Source organism: Corynebacterium urealyticum DSM 7109 (assembly GCF_000069945.1).
Lineage (GTDB): Bacteria > Actinomycetota > Actinomycetes > Mycobacteriales > Mycobacteriaceae > Corynebacterium > Corynebacterium urealyticum.
This window is the reverse complement of the sequence record NC_010545.1, coordinates 2,288,764-2,301,841: the sequence shown is the minus strand read 5'-3', so window position 1 is coordinate 2,301,841 and position 13,078 is coordinate 2,288,764. Positions and strand designations below refer to the sequence as shown.

Annotated in this window: 8 protein-coding genes and 1 CRISPR repeat array (1 of these 9 cut by a window edge); all 8 genes read left to right on the top strand. The window is 63.8% G+C overall.

Annotated elements, in window-relative coordinates; genetic code table 11:
• The first annotated feature begins 105 nt into the window (after positions 1–105).
• The 8 genes from CU_RS09870 (at position 106) to cas2e (ending at position 9,340) form a co-directional block, all read left to right on the top strand.
• Positions 106–2,931, top strand: a complete 2,826-nt coding sequence (locus tag CU_RS09870) for a CRISPR-associated helicase/endonuclease Cas3 (RefSeq protein WP_012361197.1) — start codon at positions 106–108, stop codon at positions 2,929–2,931.
• A gap of 163 nt (positions 2,932–3,094) precedes the next feature.
• The gene (gene casA / locus CU_RS09865; protein WP_012361196.1) at positions 3,095–4,777 is read left to right on the top strand and encodes a type I-E CRISPR-associated protein Cse1/CasA; all 1,683 of its coding nucleotides are present in this window, start codon (positions 3,095–3,097) and stop codon (positions 4,775–4,777) included.
• Complete coding sequence (casB, locus tag CU_RS09860) at positions 4,761–5,456, top strand: type I-E CRISPR-associated protein Cse2/CasB (RefSeq protein WP_012361195.1); 696 nt, start codon at positions 4,761–4,763, stop codon at positions 5,454–5,456. Before casA ends, casB begins: the two co-directional genes overlap by 17 nt.
• A 48-nt stretch (positions 5,457–5,504) precedes the next feature.
• A complete protein-coding gene (cas7e, locus tag CU_RS09855; RefSeq protein WP_012361194.1) occupies positions 5,505–6,635 on the top strand; it encodes a type I-E CRISPR-associated protein Cas7/Cse4/CasC in 1,131 nt (376 codons plus the stop codon).
• Entirely contained in the window at positions 6,635–7,357 is a 723-nt protein-coding gene (cas5e, locus tag CU_RS09850; protein ID WP_012361193.1) for a type I-E CRISPR-associated protein Cas5/CasD, read from the top strand. The genes cas7e and cas5e overlap by 1 nt, the downstream gene beginning before the upstream one ends.
• Complete coding sequence (gene cas6e, locus CU_RS09845) at positions 7,354–8,058, top strand: type I-E CRISPR-associated protein Cas6/Cse3/CasE (RefSeq protein ID WP_012361192.1); 705 nt, start codon at positions 7,354–7,356, stop codon at positions 8,056–8,058. Before cas5e ends, cas6e begins: the two co-directional genes overlap by 4 nt.
• Positions 8,059–8,060: 2 nt before the next feature.
• Positions 8,061–8,999 (top strand): type I-E CRISPR-associated endonuclease Cas1e, encoded by a 939-nt coding sequence (gene cas1e, locus CU_RS09840; RefSeq protein ID WP_012361191.1) that lies wholly within the window; start codon positions 8,061–8,063, stop codon positions 8,997–8,999.
• On the top strand, positions 8,996–9,340 hold the full coding sequence (gene cas2e, locus CU_RS09835) for a type I-E CRISPR-associated endoribonuclease Cas2e (RefSeq protein WP_041628535.1): 345 nt from the start codon (positions 8,996–8,998) through the stop codon (positions 9,338–9,340). Before cas1e ends, cas2e begins: the two co-directional genes overlap by 4 nt.
• 75 nt (positions 9,341–9,415) lie before the next feature.
• Positions 9,416–13,078: direct repeats of the CRISPR family, unit length 28 nt; unit sequence GTGCTCCCCGCGCCAGCGGGGATGAGCC; it runs 575 nt beyond the window's last position.

Genomic DNA, 13,078 nt, shown 5'->3' with positions numbered 1-13,078 from the left:
AAATAACTGGGAAATTGGGGATTGTTAGAAAGGGGTTCGAGATGCTTGCTTTCGATCTGTGAAGTAGCTATGGTTATGTTCACCACCGGAAGTAGTGAGGATTGTATGACTTTCCCCGGATATGGCTTTGGGAGTTCGAACACTCCCAACACGCGCGATGCTTTTATCAGCAAGCTTGATGCGTGGTTGCGTGGAGTGAGCCCTCAGCTCGCGGCACTGTGGGCGAAGTCTGGGGAAGAGGGGGAGTATCTCAATCTGCCGCAACACCTGGCGGATGTGGCCGCGACCGCCGGGGAGGTTTTCGATATCTGGGTCGCGGATGCGACAAAGAATGACCTAAGTGGCGAGTTGGGTATTGACGTGGGGGAGTTGCGCCGCCTCGTGACGTGGCTGGCTGGATTGCATGATTCCGGGAAGGCCAGTGTCAATTTCCAGCGGTTGCTGGAGAAAAAGCCTGGATATGACTACCTGCTTAACGCAGTCTCGGACGCCGGGCTACCGCTCGACACTGGGTATCGAGAGGCCGATTTACCGGCCATGCCCCACAGTGTGGCCTCCGCTGCGATGCTGGGGGAGTGGCTTGAGTCGGAGACCTCGGTGTCCAGCATTATGCGTAGACGCTTGCGCTCCATCGTTGGTGCTCACCATGGAATTCCGGCAGATGAGAAACTCCGTCGGGATATTGAGGACGCCCTGAAGGACTATCCGCAGGCCTGGAGGGCGGTCCATAAGGAACTGCTGGACGGGTTCGCTGAGTTGACGGAAATTAAACCGGTTCTGAGCAAGATGTCCACACCTCGAGCTCCGGAGCTGCAGCTGCTCACCGGCATCGTCGTCTTCGCGGACTGGATTGCCTCCAACGTCGACGCCTTCCCACTTGCCCTTCAGCCCATGCCGCAACGCTTGGAGAGTGGCATGGCGAAAACCGACATCACCCTGCCATGGAAACCCACAGAACCTGCTGAGGATGTCGATGAGTTCTTCCGGCGGTCCTTCTCGTGGCCAGAAGAATTCTGCGCCCGCAGCGTGCAACGCACCATGGTCGAGGCTGCACGGGCTACCGAGGGGCCAGCGCTGTACATCCTGGAAGCGGAAACCGGGGTGGGTAAAACCGAAGCCGCACTCGCTGCGGCCCATCAGCTCGGGGCCGAGGATGGCGTCCAGGGCGTCTACTTCGCCGCGCCGACGATGGCGACCGCCAATGGGCTGCTCGACCGCACTATCAATTGGGCGCAGGGGACGACCGGCGACACGGTGGCGTCCTTGTACCTGGCGCACTCGAAGAACCAGCTCGCGGAACCTTACCGGGCGTTGAAGTACAAAGGAATCGCGGAAGATGAGGCAGGCGGCGCTGCTGGGAAAGTCGTTGCTAGCCAGTGGATGAGCGGAAGACGGCGCGGACTGCTCTCCAATATCGTCGTCGGCACCGTGGACCAGGTCCTCATGCTGGCGCTGGTGCAGCGTTACTCCATGCTGCGGCACCTCGCGCTAGCGGGGAAGGTCATTATCTTCGACGAGGTTCACTCCTACGACGCCTATACCTCCGACTACCTCAAAACCACCCTCTCCTGGCTCGCCTACTACGGGGCGAGCGTAATCGTCATGACCGCGACGCTGCCCACCCGGCAGCGTGAGGAACTCGCGGAGGCGTACAGCGGTGAACCGCTGAGGGTCGAGTCCTCCGCATACCCGCGGATCACGGTGGTCACGGAGGAGAAAGACGAGGTCTGGGAACCGGAACCGTCGCCGCGGAATCTCGACGCGAGCCTGCAGGTCATCGGGGACGAGCTCGTGGAGCTGCGGGCGCTGCTTGATCAGCTACTCGCTGAGGGCGGTTGTGCGCTGGTTATTTGCAACACGATCGCGCGTGCACAGCAGGCATACCAGGAGCTCGCCGAGGCCTATCCGGATGAGGTTGAGCTGCACCACGCGGGCTTCATGGCTTGGGAGCGCTCGCAACGCGAGGACCGTTTGCGCGAGGAGCTTGGGCCTGCGGCGCGCCGGGGAGCCGGGAGGCCTGCGCGGAAGATCGTGGTCGCAACCCAAGTCGCGGAGCAGTCCTTGGACATCGATGCCGACGTTCTGATCACCGACCTGGCTCCCATGGACCTGGTGATTCAGCGTATCGGGCGCATTCACCGCCACCAGCGGCCAACGTCGGACAGGCCGGCAGCGCTGCGGGAACCGCAGGTATTTATCCGCGGTGTTGTGGACCGTGACGGCGTGCCGGAAATCGATAAGGGAGCTCAGGCGATTTACGACCCCAAAATTCTCCTTGCCACCCTGCTGCACCTGCCGGAAAGATTCCGACGGCCGGACGACACCGCCCCCTTGGTGGAGGCGGTGTACGGGAATATCCACGCGATCCCGCAGGAGTGGGCTGAGCTCTGGGCAGAGGCAGAACGTGAGAGCCGAAGCCGGGAGGCGCGAGCGCACGCGCGGTCCGCAACGTACCGCGTTCCGGCTGCCTCCGATGCGAAGGAGTTCGAATCGCTCTTCCGTGGCCTTAATGCTGCGGCGCAGTCACTGGGAGATGAGGAACGGGGTGCGGCACAGGTCCGTGACAGCGAGCCGACCGTCGAGGTCATTCCAGTGATGATCACTGACTATGGCTACCGACCCCTGACCCCGCGGAGCGCTGAACACTCCGTGGAGATTCTGAGCGGAGTTACGCCCGAATTCCAGCAGGCCTGGGATCTGGCCATGAGCACTGTTCGGCTCCCGACTCGGATGACGCGCTGGGACGAGGACTTCGACGCGGTCGTCACCCAGCTGGAGGAAGAAACACCACCGGAGTGGCAGGAGCACTTCCTTCTCAAGGGGCAGTTGGCACTTCGCCTCGATGAGAAGGGAGAGGCCGAGATTGGGAGGTTCCTGGTCCGATACAGCTCTGAACTGGGCCTTGAGGTCATGGCTAAGCCAAGGGAGTGACCGAGGATCACGGGGAGAGAGCAGTGTGGCTGTTCGAACACCACTTCGGGCCGACCGAACCGTGTCTGCACCCCAACGTAGGTTATTAGCTAGATCGGAAAAATGATTAATGAACAGGATTAACAGGCAGGGAGTGGGACAGTGAGCGGGAAAGGAGAAAACGGTGGGAAGTAACGAGACCTTTAACCTCGTGCATGAACCGTGGATCAAGTGCCGGACCGCGGAGGGAAACCAGCTGCTGAGCATCCGCCAGGTGTTCGACGGCAGTGCGAAGCCGCTAGCCGTCGTTGGGGATTCCCCCACGCAGGATTACGCGGTGCTGCGGGTATTACTCGCCATATTTTGGCGGGCGCACTACCACGATTTTGTGCGGCGTTACCCGAGCCCACGGTCGCGCAAGAAATTTGAGTGGGAAACGTGGTTCCTCGATACGAGGGAAACACTGCGGGAGACGGGGAAGGACGAGGTCGTGCTCGGGTACCTGGCTGACGTCGAGAACCGCTTCGACCTGCTGGACCCGACGGTGCCCTTCATGCAGGTAGCTGACCTTCATACGGCGAAGAACACCAGCAACGAGATCCGCCGGATCTTGCCGGATTCGGAGGATAGCTACTTCACCATGCGCACCGGGCCAGGCCGAGTGTCGATCAGCTATGACGAAGCGGCACGCTGGCTCATCCATGCCCAGGCTTACGACTACTCGGGTATTAAGTCCGGGGCCGTGGGGGATCCACGGGTCAAGGGAGGCAGGGGCTACCCCATCGGGCAGGGCTGGTCTGGTCTGACGGGTGGAACTGTGATCAGGGGGGCCAATCTACTCGAGACCCTCGTGCTGAACACCACGGAGTCCTGTATTCCCACTGCCGCTGAGACGGATAAGCCGGTGTGGGAGCGCGAGCCCGATACCGCCGCGCCTCAGGACCTGGAAGCCACTCAGCCGAAGGGGCCGGCGGACTTGGCGACGTGGCAGTCCCGCAGGATCCGGCTCTTCACCGAAGATGGTGTGGTCACCCGGGTGCTGGTGAGTAATGGCGATCGCATTCCGAATGCTGGGCTGAACGTCTTCGGCGACCCGATGACTCCGTATAGGTTCAGTAAGAACAAGTCCAAGAAGGGCTTCGAGGCCTACTACCCGCGGCCATACGACGAACAGCGAACTACCTGGCGCTCGCTGGATGCCCTTGTTGCGGTGGACGGAGACCCAGGCTTCTCAAGCCGGGAGCTGCCGCCGAAAAGGCCGGAGAATGTCGATAACGTCGCGAGAATCCTCGAGGATCGGGAGGTCCTCGACCTGCAGATTGTGTCCATGGCCTATGGCCCGCAGAGCTCCACTTACGGCACAATCGTGAGCTCCTCCATCGGGCTTCCAGTGCATCTGCTCCGGAACTCTGAGTGGAGCCGCGCGGTTCGTAATGATGTCCGTAACAGCGCTGAGGCCACGGGACGGGCGGCGACCGCGGTGGGCGCCTTCGCTGGCCAGCTCTACGTGGCTGCCGGCGGAGAATACGAATTCGGTGTCGATGCCGCCGACCGCCTCTATGCCCAGCTGGAGCCCCGTTTCCACAACTGGCTGCGGGGACTGGATCCGAAGAATATGGCACAGGAAGTGAGTTCCTGGCAGCACACCGTACGTGAGGCAGCGCTGGGCATCGCCCAGGATCTGCTAAACGGAGCGGGTCAAAAGGCGCTGATCGGCAGGCTCCTGGACGAGGACTCTGGCGGCCGCGTCATCAATGCAGGCACAGCATTTCAGCAACTCAAACGAAAACTCAACAAGGAATTACCCCTTACCGCCCCACAGAAAACGATGAGTGAAGAAGGAGAAGGCAATGGCGAGCGATCTTAAAGCAACCGCTCCGTCACCCGGTGTGGCTGCGGACGTGGCGGGCACTGGAACGGCGGAGGCGGCCACCCCCGCGGAGCAGCGCCCCAACCTAAAATTTGCGGTCGGGCGCACGGCAGAGATCCTGCAGCGCGACTACCTCGCGGGTGGGAACACTGCGGCAGCAAACGCGCGCGGGACGCTGGCCGAGCTCCGTAAGGCGGGAGCCCTCAAGCTGGAGAACCACCCCCTCGCGCTGGAATCCGTACTCATGGCACTGCTCGTGCCCCTGAGTGAAAGGGAGCAGGGGAAGTCGGACCACGCATCCCCGTCTGAGCGCGCGGCGTTCTATGCACTCACTCTTTTCGGCCAGCACATGCAGAGTTCCCAGCAGCAGGTGCATAACTCGGAGCAGTCTTTCGCCGCGGCCTGCGGTCGGCTGCACGCCACGGTGGAATCGAAGTCGATCAAACCGAGGTTTGACGCGATGCAGTCCGCGTTTAACGAGGACACGCGCATGATCCACCTGCGCAATCTCATTGCGCTGCTGCGAGACAAGAAGATTGGCTTTGACTACGGGCAGCTTGCGCAGGACCTGCGAAGCCTGCAGAACCCCCGCCGGCGTAACGGCGTGCTCCTGCGATGGGGTCGAGATTTCGCCAACGGTACATTCCGCGGCCGAGCCAACACCGAAGAGTCCTAAACAACCACCACGACGACACCGTCGACCACTAATCCGGAAGGAATCACCATGTCCAAGATCATTGATATCTACGCTCTCCAGTCCCTGCCGCCGTCCCTGATTAACCGTGATGACACGGGCGTGCCGAAGAACGCCATCTTTGGCGGCGTGCCGCGCCAGCGCGTCTCCTCCCAGTCCTGGAAGCGTGCGATTCGCCGCTACTTCTTCGAAAACTTCGACGCCGCCAACATCGGCGACCGTTCCAAGCGACTCCCGGAGAAGATTGCACGTCAGCTCGAAGAGCAGGGCATGGAGCAGGGCACCGCGATCGAGCGAACCGAACAGCTTTTCAAGGCAGCTGGCATTAAGACGGCCGTCGAGAAGAAGCCTAAGGATAAGGACGAGACCGACGCAGAGGTTGCCTACCCACAGACCGGCTACCTGTTGTTCCTCAGCGCTCACCAGATCGACAACGCGGTGAAGGCGATCCAGGAACGCGACGGTAAGAACTTCACCAAGCGCGAGGCGCAGGCGATCCTCGACCAGGAGCACTCGGTGGATATCGCCATGTTCGGCCGCATGGTTGCCGACGATGCTGCATACAACGTCGACGCCGCTGTGCAGGTCGCCCACGCACTCGGGATTCACGACTCCGCCCCGGAGTTCGACTACTTCACCGCCGTCGATGACCTCGCCGAGGAGGGTGAAGAGACCGGTGCTGGCATGATCGGCACGGTACAGATGATGTCCTCGACGCTGTACCGCTACGCCACCGTCAACCTGGAGGGTCTGGCCGAGAACCTGGACTCCGAGGACGCAGCGAAGCAGGCTGCCGTGGAGTTCGTTGAGGCCTTCATCGCGTCGATGCCGACCGGAAAGATCAACACCTTCGCTAACCAGACCCTGCCGGAGCTCGTCTACGTCGCGGTTCGCGATACCCGCCCCGTCTCCCTGGTGAACGCCTTCGAGGCTCCTGTCGAAGCAACCGAGGACAAGGGCCGCCGCGAGGTCGGTGCCGAGGTACTGGCTCAGGAGGCTCGGGACGTGGAGAACGTCTATGGATTCAAGCCGCAGGCCTCCTTCGTCATGGGCCTGGGGCAGCTGGCGGAGCCGTTCACCGATATCGCGACCCAGGTGACTCTTCCGGAGCTGAAGGAGCAGCTGGCCGGCGCCATCGATCAGCTCATGGGTGATGAGTAATGGCTCATTCCCTCTTACTACTACTCAAAGGTCCCATGCAGTCCTGGGGCGACGAGTCCCGCTTCAGTGTTCGGGCGACGGCCACCACGCCAACCAAGTCCGGCATCGTGGGGCTGATCGCGGCTGCGCAGGGGCGGCGCCGTACTGACGGCGTGGAGGACCTGGCCAAATTGCGGATGGCAGTGCGTGTTGATCAGTCGGGGAGCCTGCTGCGGGACTACCAGACGGCGCAGCCCTGGCTGAAGAACCCGGGAGCAAACGCCAGCCTCGTGACCAGGTACTTCCTCTCAGATGCGGCGTTCGTCGCGGCGGTGGAATCGGAAGATCGGGAGCTGCTGGACCAGATGGCGGAGGCCCTGCGCAGACCCGCTTACCCGCTGTACATGGGTCGCCGGTCTTGCCCAGTGCACCCTGGCCTTGTGATCGGTGTGGTGGATGGCGACGCGGAGTCTGCCCTGCGCGCGCACGACACGTGGCACGCCACCGCGGTGCACCGCAAGGAGTCGCCGAAGAAGGTGTCTTTGGCGATTTACCGAGATGCCAACCCCGGTGAGGGTGGCTCGGTTCCCCGCCAGGACGTGCCGGTGTCCTTCAGCCCGGAGCACCGAAAGTACGGGTGGCGGGAAGTGATCCGTGCCGAGGACGTGGAGATTGACAATCCGGATGGTGACGAGAAGTCCGCGACGGGTGACGTGTTTTTTGAAACGGTGATGCGAGCATGACGACATTCACGAAAATTCAGCTCAATCCTCACCGGAGGGAAGGGCGAAAGCTACTGAGTGACCCGCAGCGCATGCACGCCGCGGTGCGTGCCGCATTCCCTCCCGAGCTGGACGAATCGGACGCCAGAGTGCTGTGGCGCGTGGATCCAGGTGAGCACGAGCACGTGCTTTATGTGGTGGGCCCAGAGAAGCCGACGGGCGCGGTTCTAGTGGAACAGGCTGGGTGGGACACGCTTCCTGCGCAGACTGCGGACTACTCCAGGTTCCTGGGAAAGCTCACCCGTGGGCAGCGGTGGCGCTTTGAGCTGGTGGCCAACCCGACGTATGCCGAGCCCCGGAAGGGAGGGCGGGGCAAGGTGAAGGCCCATGTTTCTGTCCGGCATCAGATTGGCTGGCTTTACCGGAAGGCTGATGCGGCCGGCTTCGGGTTGGCTCCCCGGCTTGATGACGAAGTTAGTGACGAAGAGCGTTCGCGCTGGTCTGAGTTCGACGCGCCCCAGGTCACGGAGCGTTGGACTGATGTTTTTCACCGCAACAAGGCGGGCGGTGGGCGCGGTCGGCCGGTGCGGATTGCGAAGGCTCGTTTCACCGGCACCTTGGAAGTAACTGACCCTGAGCTGCTGCGGCAGGCTTTGGCGCAGGGGATCGGCCGGGCCCGTGGCTACGGTTGCGGGCTGCTGACCTTGGCACCGATAGGGTAGCCGTGCGCACCCCGCAGCAGGTCCCGATTGAGCGCCAGTCCCTGTCACAGATGGGGGATCGGATCTCTTTCCTCTACGTGGAGCGGGCGGTGGTCAGTCGGGACGGTAACGCGCTAACGATCACCGACCAGCGGGGCGTCGCCCACGTGCCTGCAACGCAGCTCGCTGTTCTGCTGCTGGGGACAGGAACTCGGATCACGAATGCTGCGATGGCCCTGCTGGGCGATTGTGGGGTGTCGACCGTGTGGGTGGGTGAGCGTGGTGTGCGTTATTACGCCCACGGCCGCCCACCGGCGAAGTCCTCCCGGCTTGCTGAACTACAGGCCAGAGTGGTCACGAATCAACGCAAACGCTTGGAATGTGCCCGTCGGATGTATGGCTTGCGCTTTCCAGGTGAGGATGTGTCGAAGCTGACGATGGCGCAGTTGCGGGGCCGGGAGGGTGCCCGCATGAAGCGGCTTTATGCGGCTGAGGCGAAGCGGACTGGTGTGGCGTGGAACCGGCGCCGCTACGACCCGAATGATTACGATTCCTCCGACCCGATTAATCAAGCGTTGACGACGGGCAGCGCGGCGCTTTACGGCATCGCCCATGCTGTGATCGTCGGGCTTGGTTTCGTGCCTGCTTTGGGAGTTATTCATACGGGCACTGACCGGTCTTTTGTTTACGATGTCGCGGACCTTTATAAGGCGGAGGTGTCCATCCCGGCTGCGTTCAACGCCGTTGCGTCTGGCACCGAAGACGTGGGGCCGATGGTGCGGCGATTGGTTCGAGACGCCGTTGTGGAGCAGCGATTAATGCCGCGGATGGTGCGGGATTTGAAGTTCGTGATGAGCGTGCCGGATGACGAGCCGCTGAGCGACATCGAGCTCATGTTGTGGAGTGAGCTTGAATTGACCTCTGCGGGCATTAATTGGGCGGGGGAGGGTGTGGACCAGTGATGGTGCTGATCGTCACCGCTTGCCCAGCCGGGCTGCGAGGGGATCTCACGAAGTGGTTGATGGAGCTCGCGCCGGGGACGTTTGTTGGTAGGCCTTCGGCGCGGATTCGTGAGCTTCTATGGGATCGAACGGTGGAGTTGTGCAAGGACGGCCGTGCACTGCTGGTCTACAGCAGCAATAACGAGCAAGGTATGGAGTTCCGCACGCATCGGCATGACTGGGAACCCACCGATTTTGACGGTCTTAAGCTCATGATGCGCAAAAGCGATAGTGAGAAAACACGACGCAGAACGGGCTGGAGTAGAGCCCGCCAATTGAGACGAAAGTACGAGGGCCGGTAATTCGGGACTGGGGATGGCTTCGTACAGTTGAAGCTAGAATGAGGCTTAGGCTCGAATATTCGCTGGTCGTCCAGTGTGCTCCCCGCGCCAGCGGGGATGAGCCGGCGAAGTCCTTCAAGGACTCCATCATGAAAATGTGCTCCCCGCGCCAGCGGGGATGAGCCCATCCCAAAATACGGAACAAAAGCGGCCAGCAAGTGCTCCCCGCGCCAGCGGGGATGAGCCCGGGTGTGTAGACCCCTCATGGTTGAACTGTTGGTGCTCCCCGCGCCAGCGGGGATGAGCCGTTGCGAAATGTAACATACGGGGCTAGGCGCCAGTGCTCCCCGCGCCAGCGGGGATGAGCCGTCGAGTGAGAAGACTAAAGCTTCTCGAACAGGGTGCTCCCCGCGCCAGCGGGGATGAGCCGGTTCTTAGCGAACTCCTTACTCATGCCCTTAAGTGCTCCCCGCGCCAGCGGGGATGAGCCGCTCCCTGAGGCGCCGAAGGGCGACTTGGGGGAAGTGCTCCCCGCGCCAGCGGGGATGAGCCCTACGGCAAGGAGCTGCTGGAGCTGATCCACAGGTGCTCCCCGCGCCAGCGGGGATGAGCCGGCCGAGGGTGTGATGAAGCAGCTGGAGGAGTCGTGCTCCCCGCGCCAGCGGGGATGAGCCCTCACGGCCGTCCCTAATGCGCTCAAACTCCTCGTGCTCCCCGCGCCAGCGGGGATGAGCCGTAGCCAGGCTCAGGCACCACCACAGACGACACGTGCTCCCCGCGCCAGCGGGGATGAGCCGGCTCCAAAACTCGTTGAAGTCCTCGGTGTACTGTGCTCCCCGCGCCAGCGGGGATGAGCCGGCGGCGTTACCGGAAATGAAGGCGGGCCTAATGTGCTCCCCGCGCCAGCGGGGATGAGCCTCAGAATCACGTTATCCGCCGGGGCGGGGGCGTGTGCTCCCCGCGCCAGCGGGGATGAGCCGGCAAAGAAGGGATTCGATGAAACCTCGAGTGCGTGCTCCCCGCGCCAGCGGGGATGAGCCCCCTTTACCACGCCATTCTGGGCTTGATTTGAGGTGCTCCCCGCGCCAGCGGGGATGAGCCCTGTCTGCTCCGACTGCGAGAAGAAATTCGACTGTGCTCCCCGCGCCAGCGGGGATGAGCCCACCGCCGAGGACTCAAAAGGCGTTAACTCACGGTGCTCCCCGCGCCAGCGGGGATGAGCCGAAAACGGCGCGTGGCCTGTCGTTTGAGCTTGTGTGCTCCCCGCGCCAGCGGGGATGAGCCGAGCCTGGAGCGTCAGGTCGCCGCGTCCGAGCAGTGCTCCCCGCGCCAGCGGGGATGAGCCGGAGCCCCCACTGAATGGTGGAGAAAAGGTAGGGTGCTCCCCGCGCCAGCGGGGATGAGCCCCCGGGCGCGACGCGCCAAGTGCCAGCCCTGCCGTGCTCCCCGCGCCAGCGGGGATGAGCCGGCCGCGTGGGAGATTCTGTCGCAGGCGATCATGTGCTCCCCGCGCCAGCGGGGATGAGCCGTGCGCGGAATGGAGAATATCCATTTCCCCTAGGTGCTCCCCGCGCCAGCGGGGATGAGCCCCGCCACCTACCGGGGGCGGGCTACCGCCACCAGTGCTCCCCGCGCCAGCGGGGATGAGCCCACCACCAAGCCCAGGCGGGCGATCGACAGCCCGTGCTCCCCGCGCCAGCGGGGATGAGCCTCATGACATCGGTCATTCGGCACCCTCCTTCACGTGCTCCCCGCGCCAGCGGGGATGAGCCCTGCGCTACGCGAACAACGGAAACTCCGTCACAGTGCTCCCCGCGCCAGCGGGGATGAGCCCACAGTCCCAGCCACAAACGCCAGAAAGGGCACGTGCTCCCCGCGCCAGCGGGGATGAGCCCCCCGCCCACGCGGCGACCGCGGCAGCCACCAGGTGCTCCCCGCGCCAGCGGGGATGAGCCGGAAACCCACCCCCGTGACCAAGGAGTCCAGAAGTGCTCCCCGCGCCAGCGGGGATGAGCCGTCTCATGGACGGAGCCGTCCGATAACTAGGCAGTGCTCCCCGCGCCAGCGGGAATGAGCCCCACTTCAGCAGCCCACCGCCAGCCATAACCGCGTGCTCCCCGCGCCAGCGGGGATGAGCCGGCGTGGAGCATGGTCGCCGGTAACGCTGATGAGTGCTCCCCGCGCCAGCGGGGATGAGCCGGCCACTATTGGTGTGATCGCTACGGCGATTCTGTGCTCCCCGCGCCAGCGGGGATGAGCCGGGGGCCCCGGTGATCGTCGCGGGCACGATCAAGTGCTCCCCGCGCCAGCGGGGATGAGCCCAGCACAGGGGCAGAGGTTACGAAGCCGGTGGAGTGCTCCCCGCGCCAGCGGGGATGAGCCCACGTTGTGTGGGTGGTCTGATGATCCGCATATGTGCTCCCCGCGCCAGCGGGGATGAGCCTCTGAGCGTCTGGAAGAACTGGCGGGCGTTGATGTGCTCCCCGCGCCAGCGGGGATGAGCCCACAGACGACTGGCGCACCTGGTCCACCGGGAAGTGCTCCCCGCGCCAGCGGGGATGAGCCGCCGTGATCCACGGCGACTGCACCTACAACGACGTGCTCCCCGCGCCAGCGGGGATGAGCCGCTGTACATCGGCAACATGGCCGCCGAGAACCCGTGCTCCCCGCGCCAGCGGGGATGAGCCGGGGGCTGCGAGTTGCTGTTTTCCGTTGCGGTTGTGCTCCCCGCGCCAGCGGGGATGAGCCCACCATGCGGTGGAGGCTGCAGGATTACACGAAGTGCTCCCCGCGCCAGCGGGGATGAGCCCGCCAGACGCGAACTCCATAGCAGGAACCAGCAGTGCTCCCCGCGCCAGCGGGGATGAGCCCCCGGACTGGACACCCGAACAGGTCGAGGAAGAGTGCTCCCCGCGCCAGCGGGGATGAGCCCACCGCGACGACGATCTACGTGGTGCTGAAGAAGTGCTCCCCGCGCCAGCGGGGATGAGCCTGCCGGCAACGCCCTGGCAATCCTCACCCGTGAGTGCTCCCCGCGCCAGCGGGGATGAGCCGGAGGGGCGCACCGGGCGCGTTTACTACCCCGCGTGCTCCCCGCGCCAGCGGGGATGAGCCCAGGGGCAACGTCGATAGATTCTCTAAGGGTTGGTGCTCCCCGCGCCAGCGGGGATGAGCCGCACGGTAAAGCCGGTTTCGTGATCCGTCGCCTGTGCTCCCCGCGCCAGCGGGGATGAGCCCACTCACAAGCACGGCACCGCGATTGTGGTGTCGTGCTCCCCGCGCCAGCGGGGATGAGCCTGAGGCGCGGCTTGTGAACACATCGAGGGATGTGTGCTCCCCGCGCCAGCGGGGATGAGCCCGACACGTCGGATAAAGCCACTGCTAAGGCTATGTGCTCCCCGCGCCAGCGGGGATGAGCCCACGTTCTCCCACGCCCACTGAATCGCAGTAGAGTGCTCCCCGCGCCAGCGGGGATGAGCCCAGGTCGGGGGTGAGGTCGGGACGGCCCATGTGGTGCTCCCCGCGCCAGCGGGGATGAGCCCATCACGTTCACCCCGATGCTGCGCCCGGGTGAGTGCTCCCCGCGCCAGCGGGGATGAGCCGCCGAGGGTTGTTTCCTCGTGGTAGGTGATTCCGTGCTCCCCGCGCCAGCGGGGATGAGCCCCTCCGAAGTCGGCGGGAAAGCGGTGATGGTCTGTGCTCCCCGCGCCAGCGGGGATGAGCCCAACGCGCTACGCGCCGGGCACAGTAGTCGACTGT